Below are 20,656 nucleotides of genomic sequence, written 5' to 3'. Positions count from 1 at the left end.
CGCAACCCTCGTAACGCGGAGTGAACCGCGACGCGGCCGAGCGCGGTGCTTGTCGCATCTCTCTTCCCCGGATGCGAGGTGAATGGAGGCAAATATGTCCGCTTGTTCTGGTGCCGAGTTTCATCCCGGCATTTCCGCTGCTCGGCGCGGAGACCCCCATTCCGAACTTGAGCTGACCTCGGAGCTCGCCCTCGTCATGCAGCGCAATGATCGGCAGCTGCAGCGCACCGCCTGGCGGATCCTGCGCAATCGCGAGGACGCCGAAGATGCCGTCCAAAGCGCCTATCTCAGCGCGCTGGCAGGTATCAGCGGCTTCGCAGGACGATCGACACTTTCGACCTGGTTGACGCGCATCGTCACCAATGCAGCGCTTGCACAAGCCCGCTTGGTACACCGGCGCCGAACATGGCTCGAAGAGCCTACGTCAATCGCGGAGACATATTGCGAGACGCTGATGCGCGGCTCGATCGCGAGTTCGCCCGAACGGGCCTATGCGCACCACCAGATCCTGCAACTGATCAATGATGCGATCGACCGATTGCCCCCTCAGTTCCGCACGGTCTTCGTGCTGCGACAGATCGAGGAACTCGATATTGGCGAGGTCGCCGAACTGCTCGGCATCAAAACCGCCACGGTCAAGACCCGGCACCTGCGCGCGCGACGGCGGCTACAGCGCGCCCTTGCTCCAGCGCTCGGGGCTGCGCCCGCGAGCATGTTCCCGTTTGCCGGCGACGCCCGCGACCGAGTGGTGGGTCGATCACCCGAGGCCGCACTGCTTGCAGACTGGTCGGACGCACAGGGAGAGATCGCATGAAACACGGTCGCAACGACATCACTGCCGCGAAAGCGCCCGCGAAGGCCCATGGTCCGCAGCATCTTCCTCACGCATTCTTCAAGGCCGCTTCGCCCAAACCGCCCTGGGACGACACGGTGGCCATCCGCGAGGCGCTGTTCAGCGTCGAGCGGCTGGAGCTTGCACGCGCGCAGACCGTCAAGCCCTACCGACAATTGGGTTACTCGCTGCTCGACCGGCTCGCCGACAATGAAACAAGCCTCGTGCAATCCTATCGGTCGATCTGTTCAGCCATCGTCGACAAGGCCGCCATCACCCCGGCGGCAGAATGGCTCATCGACAATTTCAATCTGGTCGAACGCCAGATCCGAGAAGTGCGGCTCGACTTTCCGAGGCTATCGGTCGGCGTCATTGCCACGCCTGTACTGGCGATATCGTTGGCGACCACGGCGGCGGATTCCGGGATATTTGCCGGGACCGAAGTATCTAAGGGGGACGCCGTGTCGTCATCAGCTTGCCGCCGAGCTGTTGCCGGGTTGTGAGCTTCGTGTCCGCGAGGCGGCAACGCCCGGCGGAGCCCGGCTCCGCTATCCGCAGATGTTTTCTTTGCAGCGATCTTCTTCGTTCGTCGCTTCTCGTACCAGATGATCAATAGAACAGGCGATAATAGGGCGAAATGCGCCTCAAGCGCGTCTGGAAGGCCGTCCAATGCAACTGCCGAGAATATTACGCTGACGAAAAAGAAGATGACATAGAGTCCGGTGATGCGGATGATTTTCCAGACAATCGACATGTATACTGCCTGTCTTTTTGCGGCTGAGTCGTCAAACCGATTCTTATCGGCCTGCTTGCCTGATTCCCATCAGCCGCACCTAAACCCCATCCTCAAAGCTGCACGCGGGTTGCCGCCAAATGCCGGAATGCCCGGTCCCGGCAGGTGAGCAAGATCACCTACATGCGCTGCGATGCTTCTTCAAGAATTTCCGTCATCAGATCTAGCCTGCCGTCGTCGGAATAGACGAGCGGATCGTCGAGAATGAGGGAAACCGGCAGGCCCTGTTCCAGCAGCATGTCGGCAAAGGCGAGGCGGGTGAGGACCGCCAGCTGCTCCTGCGTCCCCTTTGAGAGCGTTCCGCAGGCTTCACTCAGGCCGGATCGCGTGACCGAGGCCAGGCCGAGTTCTTCATCGAAGCTGAGGTCGGCGCCGGGGAAAAGGCGCTCGACATGCACGCGGGCGCGTTGGGCCACCGGGCCAATAAAGGTCCGAGAAGCCTCCGCTCGTGCGTCGTCCAGCACATCCTTGAGTAGTTTGACCGTGGCCGCCTCTTCGTCGATGCCTATCGCCCCACTAACGACCGTCGCAGATGCTGCGATCTGGGAGAAGGGGCGACAGGAAGGCGAGCGCAAGCCGAGCTTGAAACAACGTAGTAAGAGGGCCATGTTGGATGCATGAGCATCCGTGGCGACGATACTAGGCTGGAGCCTCGCTTCCTCAAAATCTGCGAGTAGCCGAACGCGCGCTTCGCCAGCTGCAGCGTTCGGGACATAAGGATCGATGACGAGACGCTCGACCTCTGTTTGAACGCGATCGATCAAAGACGGCGGAATCCGATTTTCATGCGACGGTCACGCTTTGGGCGGCGGCCTGTCTATACTTGAGGACTCTTTCGATGAACTCCCCTTTCCAAGTACAGCCAAGACCACGCGCCGACGATACGGTTATCGTTGAACAGCTTCTGCTACGTTATCCGGCGATAAGTGCGTCCGAACTTGCCACCCTGATTGAGATATTTCCCAAATTGCCATTAATCGACACGGCGCTGATGACCACCGATGAACGGCTGTCCAAGCCCTTGGAGGCGTTTCACGAGGATCATGGGCATATTTTCCGAGAACCGGTCAAATCGTTGCTGGTCTTGCTGGCGTTTCCATTCGTCGTCGTCGGAGCACTGTGGTGGCTCGTGAGCTGACTGCGCGCCTTTCATGTCGAGGTGGCAGCGCCATAGGCGCGTATCAGGCATGAAGCCTGGCGTCAGTTGATCATCTTAGTCTAAACGAAGGCCGGCGACAGGTTCGCCGGCCTTCGCCTCATTTTAGATGGCCAGGCTCGCCGAAATGCGCGCCATGCGGTCCTTCAGCGAGAGTTTGGTCTTCTTCAGCTTGCTCAATCGAGCTTCGTCGGGCTGCAGAACGCTTCTCTCAAACTCGATCTGCTTGTTGATCCTCTCATGAGCGGCCTTCAACCGTTCAATAAGTCGAGCAGACATATGCTCCTCCTTTCCTGGAATGAAACGGGATGGACGAGTTATTTGCTCGCCTTCGCCGATACCTTGCCTCCGTTCAGAACACTGGAGACAGTGTTGGCGGCCGACTTAGGAAGTTTCTCCTTTTTCGGCTTGCGAGGCTCGCGGCTCCCCGACATTTTCTTCTTACCCATGAACATGGTCCTTCGCATTATCACCCAATGGTGATGTGATTCACTTCGTGCGCCTGATCGGACAGCGGCGTCCGCTCAGGGATAAGGAAGCGGTTCGGGGGGGAGCCTGAGATAGGGAGAAAATGTCATGATCGATCCCTGCTTCACCGCGGACCCGGCAATCGGCGCGGTGCGCGCGCGTGAACGCCGCTTGCCGCGGGGTGTCACAAATATCGTGAAGAATAATTCGCTCTTCTCAAGGAAGAGAATTTACTAAGATCCAAGATTTATATCTTGAGGAACTAGTAAATTGTGCAATGCCCTAACCGACTGAAACGTCGAATAGGGCTCAGAGGCCGATGATCGGCTTCTTTCTAGGCGGTGTCGCCAGCATGACAGGGTGCATTTGCATGACGGCTAGAGGATGCCAGATATCCACTGTAAGTCAAGTGCTGCACGCCCGAGGATTCGTCGGCGGCGGTTGTAACAGGGTGCCGTTGACTTCTTGGTGGCCTGGCATAGATTGCCTGGGTGGCAGAGGATGTTTCGCGGTCATTTGAAAGGGTTAGGCGCGTCCAGACACGCAGGTAGCCGGACGTCCTTTTGGTGGGCGTTCGGGGAAAGTCAGACGCCTTCCAAATGTCTTTCGAGCGATCTTGCGTTCGAAAGCATCGGCTGAGTTAGAGTGTTGAAGAACGCGCGATCGCTGAAGTTCGTCCGCAACGAATGCGGACTGTATGTCCAATATGCCGCGCTGCCGATGCGCGTGGTTAACGGCGACGAGCTTGAGATTCTGCTCATAACGTCCCGCAGAACCCGGCGTTGGGTCATCCCAAAGGGCTGGCCTATCCCAGATATGAACGGGCCACAGACGGCCGCCGTCGAAGCCTATGAGGAGGCGGGCATAAAAGGCGATCTCCTGCCGCAACCGATCGGTTCGTACCGATATGGCAAGCATATGGGCGCGGGTGGTGATGATGTGCCTTGCGAGGTGACGGTCTTTCCGATGCGATCCGTCACGCAATCGAAGGATTGGCCGGAGCGATCGAAGCGGCGCCTGCAGTGGTTCGCCCGCGCGCAGGCGGCAAGCCAGGTCGAGGAGGAAGAGCTGGCGGATTTGATCGTCAACATACCGATATCGATCGTCTGACATGGATCGTCCTGCCGGCGGTTCTCGCCTTGTCTATCGGGCCACCCAAGCCTATGTTGGTGGCATGGCTCGGGACAATCATAGCTTCCGTCAAACATTCCACCGCGGCAGCAGCGCGCTCGCGCGCTAATTCGCCCTGACGGTACGCCGTCAGGGCCTGACATTGTCCCCTATTCTCCTTCTTTTTCAAGGATGCGCGCGCCGGTGCTTTCAGTGCGGCGCCCGTGAGGAGCTTATCGTGAAGCCATTTAATGACGCTACCGTCGCGACTATTGCGAACTCCGCGGATCGCACCCGCGCCATGGTCAAATCAGCCGCATAACCTCCGTCCGACCCAAGGGGGCTACTCCAACCCCGGGTCAACTCTCAGTGAAAATCAACACGGAAATATCCGGTTTTTCAACTGATCTGCTTGAGCGTCGCCGTGCAACGCTGGTCCATTGTCTATCCGACCTGTTTCCTGATGCAGCGCGTGCCAGCGAAATGTCCTTCTGGTCGGGCTTTCGCCCGATGAGCCCGGACGGACCGCCGATCGTCGGTCCAACCGAAATACCGAACCTCTATCCCAACATCGGTCATGGGACGCTTGGATGGACCATGGCGTGCGGTTCGGGCCACCTGCTGAACAGCCTCATCAGTGGCGAACCGCCCGCCATTGAAGCGGGCGACCTCGCCCTCTCTCGATATCTTCGGTCCTGAATAAAGGAGATTGCCATGACCATCCGCCATATGAACCCCGGTCCCCGCATGAGCCAAGTGACGATACACGCCGGCGTCGTCTATCTTTCCGGCCAGATTGCAGCTCCGGGGGAAGACGTGGCCGTACAAACCAAGGCAGTGCTCAATGCGATCGACACGCTGCTGCAAGATGCCGGATCGGATCGCGCGCATTTGCTTCAGGCGACGATCTGGCTCTCGGACATGGCCGATTTTCCCGTAATGAACGAGATTTGGGAAAAGTGACTGACGGACGTTAAAGTTCCGGCCCGCGCGACGGGCGAGGTGAAGCTCGCAAGCCCCGATTATAAAATCGAGATCCTGGTGACCGCCGCTCTACGGTGATCGCACGCCGCAAGGACGGCGCGCATCTATCAGGCGCGCGCCGTGGCGGTTGCTGGCGACAGGCCATTTTGGGTGACCTTGACGATGGTCAGCTTGCGCTCATTGCCTTCGCGATCGGGCCAGACAATCGACTGGCCTTCGCGCAGGCCGATGAGACCCGCGCCTACCGGCGTGAGAATGGAAATGCGGCCCGCCGAGATATCGGCCTCGCGCGGATACACGAGTTGTACAATCCGCGTCGTCCCGCTCGCGGCATCGTTAAACTCAACCGTCGAGAGCATCGCGACCACATCGCGAGGCAGGCGGTCGGCCGTGTGAATGGTCGCGCGCGCGATCTCGCCGATAAGGAGTTCGCTGACCTGGGGGAGTCGTTCTTCGACGCTATAGGCAAGATTGGTAAGTGCGTCCGCTTCACTATCGATCAAATGGATGGACGGCCTGCGGGCCGCGCTTGTGTTCTTCATGGTGCTGGCTTTCTCGGAATCGATGAACGCGCAGCTGCCTGGCCGCACGCATTATGGGATCGAGAGTGCGCCCCGAGCTCGGGGCGTGCCGCACCGGAACCCGGGGCTATATGCCCGCGAGAAGTTGGCCCGCATGGTGGCGGGAAGCGCAAGAGAACAATCCGTAGGTGCATCTTCAGATGATGATGTCTTCCCCACGCGAAGTCAATGCAGGCGGTCGCCACGAAGGGCCTAAAACGCCGAACGACGAGACTTTCCGTCACAATTCATGGTGTTCGCGCTTGTCCTCAGCCCCTCGATCCTGGAGGAAAATGCGTCCTAATACCAAAGCACAGGCGAACAATAGGACGCAGAGATTCGAACTATTGATCATCCATCCCTCTCCTGTTTCAAAGCTGGGCGCGCGGCGTAGACTCCAGCGCACCCTCGCCCTTGCACTCGGGCGGGCGTCCGCGGGCACGCCCATGTGATTGCTGGAGAGATGAACCGGTCCATCATCATGATGTTTCGCTTCGCGGTCAAGGATCCCAAGGCAAGTCGGCTGTAGAGGGTCTACGGTAACGACATGCTGCCGGAACATGTGACTGCGAAGGATGAATCCGCCGCGACCTCGGAGAGAACCGCCTATTATCCCATCGGCCAGGCGACGACGCGGCAGCCCCTTCCCGCCGGATAGAGTTTCCGCGGCCAAGCGTTCTCCGCTTATTCTTCCCTCCCTAATGACGTACGGAGGTCGTTTCTGCGCGTGCAATTCTGCAGCGTCCGTCGACCTTCGGTGTTGCCGTGCAGCCGCTTATCGACGCGGCCGAGCGGGTTGTCTCGATGCTCGGGGGTCGAGGGCGCAGTGGTGAGCCACCCATTGTTGATCCTGTCAGTTCATGACGAAATGGCTAGCGGCGATCAGCAACGGCAGGCCCAATGCCAACGTCGCAGCGATAATGAGCGTCCAGGTCAGATCGTCTGTCAAAGCGGGCAATGCGTGTCGCGGGGGCATGTCATTCTCCATTGATTTCAGCCGCAACCTTAGACCTTCCATCGCCGCAGGTGGATTTGAAGAGCTTGACCCGGACCGCAGAATCTGCGGTCTATCGCCGCCATGGCCAATAATGCTACGCTTGACCGGATCGACCGACGAATCCTGCGCGTGTTGCAGGCTCAGGGGCGCGTTTCCAATGCTGCGCTCGCCGTCCGAATCGGGCTCTCGGAAAGTGCGTGCTTGGCGCGCGTGCGCAGGCTTGAGCGGACGGGGGAGATACAAGGTTATCACGCACGGCTCGACCCATTCCGCGTGGAGGTTGGTCTCGTCTTGCTGGTCGAAGTGTCGCTGGGGGGGCGGCATCGTGAGGAACGTCAGCGTTTTGAAGAGGCGATCCGCAACACGCCTCAAATCGTCGAGGCTTCGCACGTCAGCGGCGACACCGACTATGTATTGAAGGTGGTGGTTCGCGCCATGTCCGAATGGAGTGCACTCAAGGAACGCCTGAGTCAGGAGTCGGGGCTGAGCCGGATTACGACGCATGTCGTGATGGACAAGCCGAAAGTCTTCCAGGGATACCCAATTGCCGACCGGTAAATGCGAACAGAGTGGCCCCTCATCTTGCTTTGCGCAGGCGGCAGCCTTACATCGTGGGTATGCGTTTTTTGAGCCTCAAACGCTTCAGGCTGCATGGAGGCAGCCTTATGTCACGGGCCCGACCCTCGGGGCGCGGCACCTACTGACGCGCGCCTGCGAGGGATTTTTCCCGTCATTTTTCGAAACGGCAATTGCCGCTTCGTTTCAACCGGCATCTACCGGTGGAGTTTATTCATGTTTTTTACCCGCTTCACGGCGCTTAGCCTCAGCGCTGTCGTGGCTATCGTCTCGGGCTATTATCTGCCTGCAGTCTGGGCGATCGCGCCCTTCATCAGCGGGGCGGCGCTGACCCTCGCTGGGCTTTACGATCTGGCCCAACCGATTCATTCCGTCCGACGCAACTACCCTCTGATCGGACGCCTGCGCTGGCTGTTCGAGGAGATTCGGCCCGAGATCCGGCAGTATCTTATCGAAGACGACCACGAGCAGACACCGTTTTCCCGGAGTCAGCGCTCGCTCGTCTATGCACGAGCCAAGAACGAGAGCAGCGAACGCGCGTTTGGCACGCTGGTTGACGTCTACGATGAGGGTTATGAATTCATCGCCCATTCGGTCCAGCCGGCACCGTCGGCTGATCCCGCCACCTTCCGTGTGCCCATTGGAGGTGATGACTGCAACCAACCTTATAGCGCTTCGATATTCAATATTTCGGCGATGAGCTTCGGCGCGCTCAGCGCCAATGCCATCCGCGCACTCAACAAGGGGGCGGCGATGGGCGGCTTCGCTCATGACACAGGTGAAGGGAGCATCAGCCGCTATCACCGTGAATATGGCGGCGACCTCATCTGGGAGATCGGCAGCGGGTATTTCGGATGCCGAACGGCCGACGGAAACTTCGATCACACACGCTTTGCCGAGCAGGCGGCCGACCCCCAGGTGAAAATGATCGAGATCAAGATCAGCCAGGGCGCCAAACCGGGGAAAGGCGGAATCCTGCCCGCAGAGAAGATCACGACAGAGATCGCCGTGACCCGGGGTATTCCGATGGGCGAGGATTGCATTTCGCCGGCACGCCACCGCGCATTTTCGACGCCCGTGGAACTGATGCACTTCATCGCGGACCTGCGTCGGCTCTCGAAGGGCAAGCCGATCGGATTCAAGCTCTGTATCGGCCAACCCTGGGAGTTCATGGGGATGGTGAAGGCGATGCGGGAGACGGGCATCCTGCCCGACTACATCGTCGTTGATGGTGCCGAAGGCGGCACCGGCGCGTCACCTGTCGAGTTCGCCGACCATCTCGGCATGCCGATGCGCGAGAGCCTGCTCTTTGTTCACAATACGCTGGTTGGAGCCGGCCTACGCGGGAAAATCAAGGTCGGCGCCGCCGGCAAGATCGTCAGCGCATTCGATATCGCGGCGGTCATGGCGTTAGGCGCGGACTGGACTAACGCCGGGCGCGGATTCATGTTTGCAATCGGCTGCATCCAGTCGCTGTCGTGCCACACCAATCGGTGCCCTGTTGGCGTCGCCACACAGGATCCGATGCGCCAGCGGGCATTGGTCGTCCCAGACAAGGCGGAAAGGGTCTACAATTTTCATCGCAATACTCTCGGCGCCCTCTCCGAGATGATCGCGGCGGCCGGACTCAGACAACCCAGAGAGCTTAGCCCCCATCATCTCGTCCGGCGTGTCAGCCGCACCGAAATCCGGATGTTCTCCCAGCTCCACATCTTTCTTGAAAATGGAGAACTGTTGGGGGACGATCACAATCGCGATTTTTACAGTGTAGCTTGGCGGCTCGCCCGCGCCGACAGTTTCGCGTTGATGGTCTGACCTTGCGGCGATGTTGCGCCGCACGCTGAACACGGTACAGAGTTTGGCTTCGCTGAGAGCGGCGGCGCGATGCGATCGAAAGAATCGCGTGTCCGAGCAACAATTGCACAAGGCGACCGGACGAAGAGGAAGAACAGCAGAAACTCTAGAAGAGGAGACCGGAAATGACGACACGCGAAACGAAGGCGACACCGCGACACCTCCTGCTCGCAACCGACCTCGGCGCGCGCAGCGACAGGGCGCTCAGCCAGGCCGCAATCCTGGCGCAGGCGTGGGACGCGAAGCTCACCGTCGTCCACGCCGTCGATTCCGCCCGAAACCCCAACGACCTTTGGAAGGGCTGGGATGCACCCTCGTGGCGCCGCCCGCCCGACCAGGCAAAGGTTGCGGCCGCCCGCGTGCACGCTGACCTTCCCGATCTCGATACCAAGCCCGAGGTCGGGGATCGTCCGGAACACGCCGACACCGACCAGCGATGAAATGATATTGCCGCCGATAACCGGCCAGGGCTGTGCCATCGGACTGCTGGGCACCGCGAAGACGAGCACGGCCGATGCGCCGAGCGGCGCCACGATGAAAGGGAGATCGGACCTCGTAAATGGAAGCGCCGAACAGAGTAGAATGGTGAACAGGATGCCGATTGCGGCGCCAAGGCTGGCAATGGCGCGGCCACGAAAATCGGCACCTGTCAGGATAGGACGGAAAAAACGCACGGGGAGATGGCCACTCGATAATGTGTAGGAATAATCGCTGGTCACGAATGCTGCGGCCGCGCATTCGTGACCAGAAAGAACTGTTTGAAGGGACTAAACAAACGCCTTCCTGGCCGCCTTGAACTCAGGCTGCGAGCAGTTCGTCGGCGGGACCGAAAAACTCATAATGAATGCGCCCAGAAGGCACGCCCGCGAGCGACAAGGCCGACACGGCGTGGCGCAGGAATGGGCGCGGCCCGCAGATATAATAGTCGGCTTCGGCGACCGGCGTGTTCGCAATCAGCCACGCGTCGGTGATGATCCCGGCGATATCATAGTCGCGGCCCGCGACTTCATCGGCCAGCGGCGTCTGGTGGAAGTCAGCGACCCGTACGGCCTTGCCCTTTGCAGCGAGTGCGCGCACGTGATTGCGCATCGCATGCGTGTCGCGATTATGGGTACCGTGGATATAATGGACCGGCACGTTCGCGCCTTGCGCGACCAGCGTCTCCAGCATCGCAACCATCGGCGTCAGGCCGACACCGCCCGACAGCAGCACGACCGGGCTTGCCGGTTGTTCGTCGAGGAAGAACTCGCCCGCAGGCGCCGCGACCTTGAGAATTGTGCCTGTCCGCGCCGTGTCATGCAGCCATCCCGAAGCAAGGCCGTGCGGCTCGCGTTTCACCGAGATGCGATACGTCTCGTCATTGGGCGCCGAGGAGATTGAATAGTTGCGTTTGACCGGCGTCTGGCCCGGTATCTCGAGCCAGAAGGTCAGATACTGTCCGGGTCTGTGCGCCATGACCGCGCCGCCATCGGCGGGCCTGAGGATGAAGGATGTGATGACGCTGCTTTCAGGCACGATCGTCTCGATGCAGAAGTCGCGCCAGCCGTTCCAGCCGCCAGCGGAATCCTTTTGTGCCTCGTAGATACGGCCTTCGCGGGCGATGAGGATATTGGCCAGGAACCCGTAAGCCTCGCCCCAAGCTGCAAGAGTCTCGTCGCTCGCAGCATCGCCGAGCACGGCCTTGATGGCGCCGAGCAAGGCCTCGCCGACATAGGGATAATGTTCGGGCAGGATCTGAAGGCCGACATGCTTCTGCGCGATGCGCTCCACGGCGGGGGCGAGCGCACCGAGATTGTCGATATTGGATGCATAGGCGAGGATCGCCCCGGTCAGCGCGCGCGGCTGCGACCCTGCATCGCCGTGATGCGACTGGTTGAACAGATCGCGGATGGCCGGGCTTTGGAACATGCGCGCATACATTTCATTCACGATTTCGAGGCCGTGCGCTTCGAGTGCGGGAACGGTGGCTTTAACGCAGGCGATGGCCTGCTCACTGAGCGGCTGTGACATGCAAACTCCTATGAATGACGTTGCGAGAAGAGGTTGGGGAGGCGATCAGCTGCCGGGCGGCGGCTGGTCGTAAAAGTCGATCTGCATTTTCATCGCGCCGAGGGGCGTCACGAAATGCGGCTGCTGCGGCAGGATGAGGCCGGGGGTGAGGGCGTCGAGGAGAAGCACCGACGGAGGGTCGAGCCAGGTGAGCTGAAGTTGCCCCTCGATGACGCGGATTACGCCCCACACCCCCGCCTTGGTGGTGTGGCGGGCGCGCAAGGCGGCGGGCAGAGTGTCCTGATCGAACACCGGGGTCGATCGATAGGGACGAACTTCAGCCATATTCAGCCTACCGCGCCAGCGATGCGGTGCGCGGATGAAGAACCGGTCGATCGTCCGGACGGAAGAACATTGCAAGTTGCAGGCTCTGGGCAATGCGTCGTGCGCGGTCCTGCAGCGCAGCAGCAGCTTCGGGGGCCATCAACGCATCGGTGGTTTGCGCCCAAAGCGTGAGCCAGCGCGCGAACAGCTCCGGCGTTATCCGCGCCTTGTGCTTCATATGCGCGGGGACGGGCTGTTCCTTTGTAACGGCCGCTTGTCAGCATCACCGACGACCAGAAGGCGGCGAGCTTCTCCAGATGCTCCGGCCAGTCACCGATCGCGTCGTTGAAGATCGGCCCGAGTGCGATATCGGCGCGAACGCGGGCGTAGAAAGCATCGACCAGTGATTTCAACCCGATATCATCAAGTTCCAGCTGCTCCACCGCGATGCTCCAAATCATGCATTATTGATGCATCTATATCTGCACACAAAATCATGCAATGACAATGCATCATTAGGAGCTGGGACAATGCGCCTCACCCGCTACACGGATTTTGCCATGCGCGTGCTGCTCTATCTCGGGCGGCAACCGGAACGGCTTTCGCCCATCGCCGAGATTGCCGGCGCCTATGCGATCTCGAAGAACCACCTGATGAAGGTCGTGAACGACCTCGTGAATGCCGGTTATCTGGAGAGCGTGCGAGGGCGCCATGGCGGAATTCGGCTAGCGCGTCCGCCGGAGGAGATCAACGTCGGTGCGCTCATCCGGCACACGGAAGATAGCTTTGATCTGGTCGATTGCGGATCATGCCTGATCGCGCCCGCGTGCGGCTTGACCAGTGTTCTCGACGAAGCTTTGCAGGCCTTCCTGCGTGTACTCGACGGCTATTCACTCGCGGACGTGCTGGCACGCCGGGGCGATTTTTCGCATCTGCTGAGAACGGTGGCAGATCCCGTTGGCGCCTCCACTACCATGCCCAGGCAAGAACGGAGCGAATGCGTGAGTCCTCAATACGATTCAAGGAAGGTATGAACGAACCACGGCTCCTGAAGAGCAAGACCTGGCATTTGAGCGCCCCAGTCAAGGCGAATGCTGTCCGCCGCAATTGTCCTACGTAGCGTGAGCCAACCTCTACTGCGGCAGATCCTCACGAAAGCGCTCGAGCTGGTGCATTCTTTCGTGAAGGACTGTGACAATGCCTACCGCGCCATCGGAGAGCACCCGCCAGTAAATGTAATGATGCTCATGACGACAGTAGAAGCCATCCACTCCGAACTCGGCCGGAACCGGACGCCAGGCGGTCTTGCGAACTGCGATTTCCTCGAATCGCTTGAACAGGTCTCGAATGTAGTGGGCCGCCTGTTCTTCACCCCAATTATCGCGGGTATAGCCGTAGATTTCGTCGAGGCGTCGACCCGCGCGATCTTGAATACGAAAGCCGGCCACTCGATCAGCCCCACGTATTGCGCGCGATCACCGTATCGGCATCGAGTTTTTCATAGGCCGTTTCCGGCGCAGCGAAAGCGGCCGTCAATTCGGCTTTCAGCCGCGCGAACCCTTCGGCCTCGACGCGCTCTTTGTCGCGGCGGATGAGATCGCGGACATATTCGCTGACATTCTCATAGGCACCATCGTTGCCGATGTTGTTGGCAACAAATTCGCCCAGTGTGCCGCTGACACGCACATTCAGGGTCATGGCCTTGGGCATGGCATCGTCCTTCAAAAGATTGTCCTCAACATAAGGGATATTGTGGACAAACGCAAGCGCCTGGTGACACTGTCCAAGGAACTGCTGCATTAACCCGTGCGACCAGTGTGGCAGGATCGAGCGAAGTGACATTGACCGCCTGCTAAGGAGCGACAAATTCACCGCGCCACTGTCGTCGGCTCGCGGTTTGTGAAAGTATCAAGGATACCGGGATGGCCTTGACGCAGCGGTGTAACGTCGGCGAACACGACCTGCATTTTTACGGAGAGCTGCCGGTGACGCGTCAATTTGAGGCTCTGATCAACCTCTTGGCGGGGCCACGATCTCAGGTTTGCGGATGGGTAAAGACCAAGTCTGGCTATGCGTTTTGCCGCCGTTGCAAACTGGCATTCAACGAGGTGCGGTGAATAACTTTCCTATTCGCTGCATATTTCGCGGCGAATAGGTCGCCCCGCGCTGAGCGCCGCAAGCGCGTCTCTCCCCTGTTTCGAGGAAGAAAGAGGTGCGTCACACCTTCGCCGTGCGCACGGCGATCGACTGGTTACCGGACCGGCAAGGACCCGGCGCGTGATATGATCCGGCCGACGACAATTTCTCCACAATCTTTTCCGCCGTACGCGAGGGCCGGGCCAACTTCGATAATATCCGCAAGTTCCTGCGCTACCTGCTTTCGTCCAACATGGGCGAAGTGCTAACGGTATTCTTGGGCGTTGTCGGCGCAGGCATCATCGGCCTCGACGATGCGAGCAACGGTGATGGTCTGGTCCCGCCCTTGCCATGGCAAACCGCTGGCTATGGGCTGCGGTTCTCCTGTCAGCCTTGCTGCAGGTAGCCGTAATCCATCTTTCGCCACTGAATACGGCTTTCGGCACGGTGCCGCTGGCGCTAGATGACTGGCTCATGTGCCTGGCCATGGGCAGTGCGGTCCTGTGGTTCAGTGAATGGCGCAAGCTGCTTCGCCGGCGATCGGCTATGTCCCTCTGACTATCATGTCCGGCGCGCGGGGCCCCCCTCGTGCTGCCGCTCCTCGAGCGTCACGCCATCGCGGATGTTGTATAGGCGACGGAAGGTGGGAATGATCTTCTCATCGTGCGTCACGACGATGATCGCAGTTTCGAACTGCCGGGCCATGGTGTTGAGCAGATCCACCACTGCCAGGGCGCGCACGCTGTCGAGCGGTGCGGTCGGCTCGTCGGCGAGAATTACTGGCGGCCGGTTGACCAGAGCGCGTGCGATGGAAACCCGCTGCTGCTCTCCCCCTGAAAGCTGCGACGGCATAGCCACCGCCCGGTGCCCGACGTCAAGCGCCTCCAGCAGGTCGCGCGCCTCCCTGCGGGCCAAGGCATTGGGCTTGCCAGCCAGCATCGGCAGCAGCGCGATATTGTCGGTCACGTCAAGGAACGGGATCAGGTAGGGCGCCTGGAAGATGAAGCCGATCAGGTCGCGGCGCAGCGCGCGCAGGTCGCTCACTTTCCAGCCATCGTCATAGATCACCGTATCGCCGATCGTCATGCGCCCCGAAGTCGGCTCGATCACGGCGCCCAAGCACTTGAGCAGGGTGCTCTTGCCCGAACCGGACGGCCCGATGAGGCCAACCACCTCGCCCTTGGCGACCGACATGTTGACGCCGCGCAGGGCACGCACCGCCGTATCGCCGCTGCCATAGGTCTTGACCAGGTTCTCAATGCGAATGCCCTCAGCCACCGATGGCCTCCGCTGGATCGACCTTCAGTGCCGCATGAATGGCGAGCAGACTGGCCAGCGCGCAGATCGCCATGACCGCAAAGAACCCGCGCACCGAGTCGGCTGGCAGCAACAGCACGTATTTCGGAAAGAAGGGCGCCCAGAAGGTCGCGGCTATCTTGCCGACGGCAAAGCCGATTAGCCCCAATCCCAGCGCTTGCTGCAGGATCATGGCGGCAATCGTGCGGTTGCGGGTGCCGATGAGCTTGAGCACGGCGATCTCGCGGATCTTGCCGATGGTCATGGTGTAGATAATGAAGGCGACAATCGCCGCGCTGACGATCGCCAAGATCACCAGGAACATGCCGATCTGCCGCGCCGAATTGGCGATCATCTTTTCGACGAGGATCTCTTCCATCTGCGCGCGGGTATAGACGGTCACGCGCTGCCAGCGCCGGATCGCGGCGGCGACCTCCTCGGAATCGGTTGCAGGCAGCACGGTCACAAGCACTGCATTGACATTGGTGCTGTTGGCCTGTGCCGCATTTACCGCTTCGGCCACGGCCGGATTGCCGGGCGGATTCAGCACCGGGCTGGACGCCGTGCGCGCCCGCTGCCGGACGATGGCGTCGCTGTCCTTTTCGAACTGGGCCTCCTGCGCGTCCTTGAGCGAGAGGAACAGCATGGGATCACCACCGGACGAGACCATGCGGCTGGTCAATCCGACGATGCGATAGGTGTTGCGGCGCACCTTCACTTGATCACCGATGGCAAACCCGGTCTTCACGTCGGCTACAGCCTCGTAATGGCCCTGCACGATCCGGCGGCCAGCGATCAAGTGCGGTGGCTGACCCGGTTCGCCAGGCTGGGCCACTTCCGCACCCACTACCATGACCCGCACATCCTTGCCCTGGTGCGCGATCTGCATGGTGAGATAGGTGACGCCGGCCGCGCGATCGACGCCTTGCATTGCCCGGATAGGACGCTCGGTATCCTCGTTCAGGCTGGAGGGTTCGGCATAGGGGCCAAGCGTGTCCTTCTGCACTACCCACAGATCGGCCCCGCTGTTGTCGAGCAGGGCTTGGGCATCGTCGATCATCCCGCGATAGACGCCGGCCATCGACAGGGTGACACCGATGAGCAGCCCCAGCCCCACGCCGGTGAGCACGAACTTGCCCCAGCCATGGAGGATGTCGCGGCCGGCCAGGCTGATCATGGCAGCGCCTTCACAGCAACTTATCCGCAACCTTGATGCGACTGGATCCAGACAGCGGCCGGGCGCTGTGCAGAACCACTTTGTCACCCTTCTCCAGTCCGTCCAGCACCTGGACCCAGCCATCGGCGTCTTCCACGCCGAGCCGCACTGGCGCGAATTCTGGATTGCCGCCGCGCAAAACCCAGACGCCGAGTTCGCCCCCGAGGCGGTGCACCGTCCCATTCGGCAGCGCGAGAGTACGTCCCCGCGCGGGAAGGTCGATTGTCACTTCCGCGAGTTCCCCGATGGGCGGAAGCGCTGCGCCCGCAGCAAACGTCACTTTGGCCAGAACCTCTTCGGTCACGGCATCGGCGACCGGCTCCACTCGCAGGACAGAGCCGCTCAAGGGCGCGTCGGTCCGCGAACGCAGCACGACGCGCGCCGGCAGGCCCGCCGCAATGCCGCCCGCACGGGTCTGGTCGAAACGCGCATTGATCCACAGTTCGCCAGGATCGACCACTTCGATCACGGCTTGCCCGGCTACCACGGTCGTACCCGGTTCGGCCAGACGGCGGACAACCAGCCCGGCCCTCGGCGCGACCAGGCGCAAGTTGGCCTTTTGCTCTTGCAGGGCGGCCCGTTCCGCTCCGGTGCGCCCGCGGTCCTGCGTGGCAGCGGCATGGTTTGCCTGCGCGGCGGCAATCGCGGCTTCGGCTGCCGCCAGCGCTTGCCGCCGCTGGTCGAGCGCGGAGCGCGTCAGCCAGCCGCCCCGGAACAGTTCCTCGCCGCGCGCCGCCTCACTGCGCGCCAGGGCAAGACGCGCGCTGGCATCGGCCACTTGTGAAGCTGCCGCTTGCTCCAGCGCCGCTGAACGGGCGGCGCTGCCCGATGCTGCCGCAATGCGCTGGTCGAGGTCGATCGGGTCGATCAGGGCCAACAGCTGCCCGGCTTCCACCCGGTCGCCGACATCGACGGCCAGGCTGGCAACGCGACCCGGCGCGGTCGGACCGATCCGGTGCGTGTAGCGCGCCTCCACCGTGCCGATGCCGAACAGGGCTTGTGCTATCGCGCGCTCCTCTATCCGGACGACCGTGACCTTGACCGGGGCCAGCGGACCCGAACGGATGGCCACCCAGACAAGGAGAAGCACCAGCGGCACAAGTACAGCCAGCAGCATCCACACCCTTCGGCTTTGCGGCAGGGATATATTCATGGGGTTACTCCAAGGCCTTGCCGGAAGAGCCCGAACAGGCGGCGCGCCAAGGTGGGTATGGCCGAGAAATCGTCGACAGCCAGGCCCTGCATGACCATGCCCTGGACCATGGCCAGGAACATCACGGTCGCCGCATCGACATCGGTGTCTTGTGCAATCTCACCGGCACCGCGTGCGGCGCAAAGCTCGCGCGCCACCCTGGCCCGGTATCCAGCCATCAGGTTGCAGACGATAGCCTTGGTAGGAGTGTCGCCGGCGCGCTGGAGTTCGCCGAACAGGATACGTGGAACGCCGGGACTCGCTATGACGAAATCGACGTGGGTGGACAGCATTGCCTCAAGTCGGGCTAGCGGGCGACCGACTGGAAGCGCATCGAACCGACGGTTCAGCTCAGCGCAGGTCCATTCGAGCACGGCGGTCCAGATCGCCAGTTTGTCCGAGAAATGACGGAACAGGGCGCCCTGCGACACGCCCATGGTCGCTGCGATCTGCCCGGTCGTCATCGTGGCCGGGTCGTAGCTTGCGGCCAGCTCGATTACGGCCGCCACGGTTTCGGCCCGGCGCATTTCGGCAGAGAGATAAGGACGGTTCATGGGGTTCTCCTGCCATAAAGAAAGCGATTGGTCACTTTTTCTTTTTGCGGTCTTACCTATGATGCGCACAACATCATGACGAGATCCACGATGACGGATGCCCCACCATCATGCTCAGGCCCCGAAATGCGAGGACTGGACGGGCGAGATGTGCGCGCGCTGGCTCGCCAACCGCACCGGCTTTGAAAACACCGTTGCCCCGGCGGGCGAAGCGTTGCTTGCCCACGCTGCCTATCAGCTTGGCGAGCGGGTGGCCGGAATTGGCTTCGATGGCGGCGCCACCAGCCTGGCGATCGCAAGGGCCGTAGCGCCGGGCGGCGAGGTGGCGATATTTCACCGGACCTGGTTGCGGCTACCACTCGCCCGTGCGGCCGGCGCCGGCATCGACAATGCCCGCTTCATCTGCGCCGATGCGGCAACTGTCACTTTACCGGATGGGCCTTTCGACCCGTCTGTGTTCGCGCTTCGGATCCACGTTCTTCTCTGAAGACCAAGCGTCCACCAGAGCTGAATTGATATAAATCAAATCACGCTCTCTGCATATAGCGCACAAGGCTGAATTGCATACTAAATATTGATTGTGGAGAGGGTGATGCGTGTAGCAGACGTCACTGAGCATGTGTCAGGATTGATCGCGGCTTCCGAGGTATCGCCACCGAACTCTGACCCGGTCGTACAGCTGGCAGCCCGGCGGAACATCGATTGTTCGGACGCCGTCGATGAATACATCTCCGGCGCCGACTGGCGAATCAAGGCGAATGCCAATGTAGGCTATTCCCAGGCCGGCCTGATCAGCAATGTCGCGGGTAAGGTAATCGCCAACTTTTGGCTCGATACGATCTACGCGCCGGAGGAAGGCTTGGCCCATCGGCAGGGGGATCTTCATATCCACGATCTCGACTGCCTGACCGGCTATTGCGCGGGCTGGTCGCTGCGTGGGCTGCTAAATGACGGTTTCAACGGCGTGGCCGGCCGGGTGTCCTCTCGCCCTCCGCGTCATTTCCGTGAAGCGCTGGGTCAGATGAGCAACTTTCTTGGCATCCTCCAGTCCGAATGGGCGGGAGCACAGGCCTTTTCCAGCTTTGACACTTACCTTGCGCCCTATGTGTTTCTCGACTCTCTCGGATTTTCGGAGATCAAGAAGGCCATTCGCCAGTTCGTCTACAATCTCAATGTGCCTGCGCGCTGGGGGCAATCCCCCTTCACCAACATCACCCTCGATATCACTGTACCCGAGGACCTGCGCATTCTTTACCCGACCTATCGTGACCGGCACCTGTTCGCAGGGCTGAACGATGAGGCTCTGCTTGCACGCGCGCAGGCACGCGACATGGGCATCCGCCGCCTCGAAGACCTGAGATTTTCGCATTTCGCACCGGAAATGGAACAGATCAACATCGCTTACTACGAGGTGATGACCGAAGGGGATTCCACCGGTCAGCCCTTCACCTTCCCCATTCCGACAGTCAACATCACAGAGGATTTCGACTGGGAGAGCAAGGTGGCCACGGTCATTTTTGACAATGCGGCCAAGGTCGGCTCTTCTTACTTCCAGAATTTCATCGGCAGCCAATATGTGCGGGATCCGGAGACTGGCGAACGCCGGCCCAATCCGGAAGCCTATGCCCCCGGCGCGGTGCGTTCGATGTGTTGTCGGCTGCAACTCGATCTGCGTGAATTGCTGAAGCGCGGCAACGGCCTGTTCGGCTCGGCGGAGATGACCGGCTCACTCGGCGTTGTCACCATCAACATGGCAGCTTTGGGCTATCGGTTCAAAGATGATCTGGCAGGTTTGGTGACCGAGCTCGATCGACTGATGGATATCGCCAGTTCGACGCTCGAAAAGAAGCGGGCATTCGTGCAAAAAATGTATGATCGCGGCCTCTATCCCTATACCGCGCGCTACCTGCCGTTCCTGCGCAACCATTTCTCCACCATCGGGGTCAATGGCATGAACGAGATGGTGCGCAATTTCACGGGCGACGATCATGACCTGACCGAACGGCAGGGCATCGAACTGGCGCTCGGCATCCTGGATCATATGCGTGCCCGGCTGATCAGCTATCAGGAGAGTACCGGTAATCTCTATAATCTCGAGGCAACGCCGGCCGAAGGAACCACTTATCGCTTCGCCAAGGAGGACAGAAGGCGTTTTCCCGATATCCTGCAAGCGGGGAGCGGCGAGAATATCTATTACACGAACAGCTCGCAGATCCCGGTTGATCACACCGAAGATCCGTTCGAGGCGCTGGACTTGCAGAATGATCTGCAATGCAAATATACGGGCGGCACGGTGCTGCATCTCTACATGAGCGAGAGGCTGTCGAGTGCGGCTGCAGCGCGCAGCTTTTTGAAGACGGTGTTGACCAACTATCGCTTGCCCTATGTCACGCTGACTCCCGTGTTCTCAGTCTGTGATACGCATGGCTATCTGGCCGGTGAGCAACCAGAATGCCCGCAATGCGGCACGCGGACCAAGGTGTGGACGCGGGTAATGGGCTACTTCCGCCCGGTCGATAGCTTCAACAAGGGCAAGGTTGGCGAACATCGCCAGCGCCGCCATTTTACCGAAGATGCGGCGATGGTGGCCAACCTGTTCGCGCCCACGCACTAAAATGT

23 protein-coding genes and 3 pseudogenes are annotated in these 20,656 nt (G+C 60.6%); 12 read left to right on the top strand and 14 right to left on the bottom strand.

Translation table 11 applies throughout. The features are described from left to right. The first annotated feature begins 82 nt into the window (after nucleotides 1-82). Both AAC014_RS10965 and AAC014_RS10960 read left to right on the top strand, forming a co-directional pair. Nucleotides 83-814, top strand: a complete 732-nt coding sequence (locus AAC014_RS10965) for a sigma-70 family RNA polymerase sigma factor (protein ID WP_339708324.1) — start codon at nucleotides 83-85, stop codon at nucleotides 812-814. Beyond that, complete coding sequence (locus tag AAC014_RS10960) at nucleotides 811-1,335, top strand: hypothetical protein (protein ID WP_339708321.1); 525 nt, start codon at nucleotides 811-813, stop codon at nucleotides 1,333-1,335. The genes AAC014_RS10965 and AAC014_RS10960 overlap by 4 nt, the downstream gene beginning before the upstream one ends. Nucleotides 1,336-1,744: 409 nt before the next feature. Here the strand turns inward: AAC014_RS10960 and AAC014_RS10955 are convergent, their stop codons facing one another. Next, nucleotides 1,745-2,389 carry a hypothetical protein gene (locus AAC014_RS10955; RefSeq protein WP_339708318.1) on the bottom strand — a complete coding sequence of 215 codons (645 nt, stop codon included), beginning with the start codon at nucleotides 2,387-2,389 and terminating at the stop codon, nucleotides 1,745-1,747. A 74-nt stretch (nucleotides 2,390-2,463) separates the two neighbouring features. Here AAC014_RS10955 and AAC014_RS10950 point away from each other — a divergent pair, with 74 nt between their 5' ends. Then, nucleotides 2,464-2,763 carry a hypothetical protein gene (locus tag AAC014_RS10950; protein ID WP_339708315.1) on the top strand — a complete coding sequence of 100 codons (300 nt, stop codon included), beginning with the start codon at nucleotides 2,464-2,466 and terminating at the stop codon, nucleotides 2,761-2,763. A 123-nt stretch (nucleotides 2,764-2,886) separates the two neighbouring features. Here AAC014_RS10950 and AAC014_RS10945 read toward each other — a convergent pair whose 3' ends face one another. Next, entirely contained in the window at nucleotides 2,887-3,060 is a 174-nt protein-coding gene (locus AAC014_RS10945; protein ID WP_327753035.1) for a DUF465 domain-containing protein, read from the bottom strand. A 38-nt stretch (nucleotides 3,061-3,098) separates the two neighbouring features. Continuing rightward, the gene (locus AAC014_RS10940) at nucleotides 3,099-3,230 is read right to left on the bottom strand and encodes a hypothetical protein (RefSeq protein WP_339708305.1); all 132 of its coding nucleotides are present in this window, start codon (nucleotides 3,228-3,230) and stop codon (nucleotides 3,099-3,101) included. 664 nt (nucleotides 3,231-3,894) lie between these two features. Between AAC014_RS10940 and AAC014_RS10935 the strand changes: the two genes are divergently transcribed. From AAC014_RS10935 to AAC014_RS10925, 3 genes and pseudogenes are all read left to right on the top strand, one after another. After that, nucleotides 3,895-4,359 carry an NUDIX hydrolase gene (locus AAC014_RS10935; RefSeq protein WP_339708302.1) on the top strand — a complete coding sequence of 155 codons (465 nt, stop codon included), beginning with the start codon at nucleotides 3,895-3,897 and terminating at the stop codon, nucleotides 4,357-4,359. 309 nt (nucleotides 4,360-4,668) lie between these two features. Continuing rightward, entirely contained in the window at nucleotides 4,669-5,058 is a 390-nt protein-coding gene (locus AAC014_RS10930; RefSeq protein ID WP_339708699.1) for an FAD-dependent oxidoreductase, read from the top strand. Between the two features lie 15 nt (nucleotides 5,059-5,073). Beyond that, nucleotides 5,074-5,421, top strand: a pseudogene (locus AAC014_RS10925) (RidA family protein). A gap of 29 nt (nucleotides 5,422-5,450) precedes the next feature. Here the strand turns inward: AAC014_RS10925 and rnk are convergent. After that, nucleotides 5,451-5,885 carry a nucleoside diphosphate kinase regulator gene (gene rnk, locus AAC014_RS10920; protein ID WP_339708299.1) on the bottom strand — a complete coding sequence of 145 codons (435 nt, stop codon included), beginning with the start codon at nucleotides 5,883-5,885 and terminating at the stop codon, nucleotides 5,451-5,453. A gap of 1,096 nt (nucleotides 5,886-6,981) precedes the next feature. On the opposite strand from rnk, the gene AAC014_RS10915 reads away from it, so the two are divergent. The 3 genes from AAC014_RS10915 to AAC014_RS10905 all read left to right on the top strand — a co-directional run bounded on the left by AAC014_RS10915 (nucleotide 6,982) and on the right by AAC014_RS10905 (nucleotide 9,770). Then, a complete protein-coding gene (locus AAC014_RS10915; protein ID WP_339708297.1) occupies nucleotides 6,982-7,458 on the top strand; it encodes an Lrp/AsnC family transcriptional regulator in 477 nt (158 codons plus the stop codon). Nucleotides 7,459-7,692: 234 nt separating this feature from the next. Next, nucleotides 7,693-9,291 carry an FMN-binding glutamate synthase family protein gene (locus AAC014_RS10910; protein ID WP_339708295.1) on the top strand — a complete coding sequence of 533 codons (1,599 nt, stop codon included), beginning with the start codon at nucleotides 7,693-7,695 and terminating at the stop codon, nucleotides 9,289-9,291. Between the two features lie 164 nt (nucleotides 9,292-9,455). Then, nucleotides 9,456-9,770 carry a universal stress protein gene (locus tag AAC014_RS10905; RefSeq protein ID WP_339708293.1) on the top strand — a complete coding sequence of 105 codons (315 nt, stop codon included), beginning with the start codon at nucleotides 9,456-9,458 and terminating at the stop codon, nucleotides 9,768-9,770. Here AAC014_RS10905 and AAC014_RS10900 read toward each other — a convergent pair. From AAC014_RS10900 to AAC014_RS10885, 4 genes and pseudogenes are all read right to left on the bottom strand, one after another. Continuing rightward, nucleotides 9,726-10,004: pseudogene (locus tag AAC014_RS10900) on the bottom strand (HPP family protein); the annotation flags it as partial. The gene AAC014_RS10905 and the pseudogene AAC014_RS10900 sit on opposite strands and share 45 nt — an antisense overlap. Before the next feature lie 124 nt (nucleotides 10,005-10,128). Then, nucleotides 10,129-11,340 carry an NO-inducible flavohemoprotein gene (gene hmpA / locus AAC014_RS10895; protein ID WP_339708290.1) on the bottom strand — a complete coding sequence of 404 codons (1,212 nt, stop codon included), beginning with the start codon at nucleotides 11,338-11,340 and terminating at the stop codon, nucleotides 10,129-10,131. A 45-nt stretch (nucleotides 11,341-11,385) separates the two neighbouring features. Further along, nucleotides 11,386-11,664 carry a DUF1971 domain-containing protein gene (locus AAC014_RS10890; protein ID WP_339708287.1) on the bottom strand — a complete coding sequence of 93 codons (279 nt, stop codon included), beginning with the start codon at nucleotides 11,662-11,664 and terminating at the stop codon, nucleotides 11,386-11,388. 7 nt (nucleotides 11,665-11,671) lie between these two features. Next, nucleotides 11,672-12,086, bottom strand: a pseudogene (locus AAC014_RS10885) (group III truncated hemoglobin). 87 nt (nucleotides 12,087-12,173) lie between these two features. Here AAC014_RS10885 and AAC014_RS10880 point away from each other — a divergent pair. After that, nucleotides 12,174-12,677: an Rrf2 family transcriptional regulator gene (locus tag AAC014_RS10880; protein ID WP_339708284.1), complete on the top strand. Its 504-nt coding sequence runs from the start codon at nucleotides 12,174-12,176 to the stop codon at nucleotides 12,675-12,677. Nucleotides 12,678-12,776: 99 nt separating this feature from the next. Here AAC014_RS10880 and AAC014_RS10875 read toward each other — a convergent pair whose 3' ends face one another. From AAC014_RS10875 to AAC014_RS10850, 6 genes are all read right to left on the bottom strand, one after another. Then, the gene (locus tag AAC014_RS10875; RefSeq protein ID WP_339708281.1) at nucleotides 12,777-13,091 is read right to left on the bottom strand and encodes a type II toxin-antitoxin system RelE/ParE family toxin; all 315 of its coding nucleotides are present in this window, start codon (nucleotides 13,089-13,091) and stop codon (nucleotides 12,777-12,779) included. Nucleotides 13,092-13,095: 4 nt separating this feature from the next. After that, nucleotides 13,096-13,515 carry a hypothetical protein gene (locus tag AAC014_RS10870; protein WP_339708278.1) on the bottom strand — a complete coding sequence of 140 codons (420 nt, stop codon included), beginning with the start codon at nucleotides 13,513-13,515 and terminating at the stop codon, nucleotides 13,096-13,098. Nucleotides 13,516-14,340: 825 nt separating this feature from the next. After that, nucleotides 14,341-15,057 (bottom strand): ABC transporter ATP-binding protein, encoded by a 717-nt coding sequence (locus AAC014_RS10865; protein ID WP_339708275.1) that lies wholly within the window; start codon nucleotides 15,055-15,057, stop codon nucleotides 14,341-14,343. Further along, nucleotides 15,050-16,252 carry an ABC transporter permease gene (locus AAC014_RS10860; protein WP_339708272.1) on the bottom strand — a complete coding sequence of 401 codons (1,203 nt, stop codon included), beginning with the start codon at nucleotides 16,250-16,252 and terminating at the stop codon, nucleotides 15,050-15,052. Before AAC014_RS10860 ends, AAC014_RS10865 begins: the two co-directional genes overlap by 8 nt. Before the next feature lie 10 nt (nucleotides 16,253-16,262). Beyond that, nucleotides 16,263-17,444 (bottom strand): efflux RND transporter periplasmic adaptor subunit, encoded by a 1,182-nt coding sequence (locus tag AAC014_RS10855; protein WP_339708269.1) that lies wholly within the window; start codon nucleotides 17,442-17,444, stop codon nucleotides 16,263-16,265. Beyond that, the gene (locus AAC014_RS10850) at nucleotides 17,441-18,037 is read right to left on the bottom strand and encodes a TetR/AcrR family transcriptional regulator (RefSeq protein WP_339708266.1); all 597 of its coding nucleotides are present in this window, start codon (nucleotides 18,035-18,037) and stop codon (nucleotides 17,441-17,443) included. The genes AAC014_RS10855 and AAC014_RS10850 overlap by 4 nt, the downstream gene beginning before the upstream one ends. A 148-nt stretch (nucleotides 18,038-18,185) precedes the next feature. On the opposite strand from AAC014_RS10850, the gene AAC014_RS10845 reads away from it, so the two are divergent. Then, complete coding sequence (locus tag AAC014_RS10845) at nucleotides 18,186-18,524, top strand: hypothetical protein (RefSeq protein ID WP_339708263.1); 339 nt, start codon at nucleotides 18,186-18,188, stop codon at nucleotides 18,522-18,524. A 105-nt stretch (nucleotides 18,525-18,629) separates the two neighbouring features. Next, on the top strand, nucleotides 18,630-20,651 hold the full coding sequence (locus tag AAC014_RS10840) for a ribonucleoside triphosphate reductase (protein WP_339708260.1): 2,022 nt from the start codon (nucleotides 18,630-18,632) through the stop codon (nucleotides 20,649-20,651). The last annotated feature ends 5 nt before the right edge of the window (nucleotides 20,652-20,656 follow it).

It is taken from the genome of uncultured Sphingosinicella sp., assembly GCF_963974575.1.
Taxonomy (GTDB): Bacteria; Pseudomonadota; Alphaproteobacteria; order Sphingomonadales; family Sphingomonadaceae; genus Sphingosinicella.
This window is presented reverse-complemented; position numbering and strand designations above follow the sequence as displayed.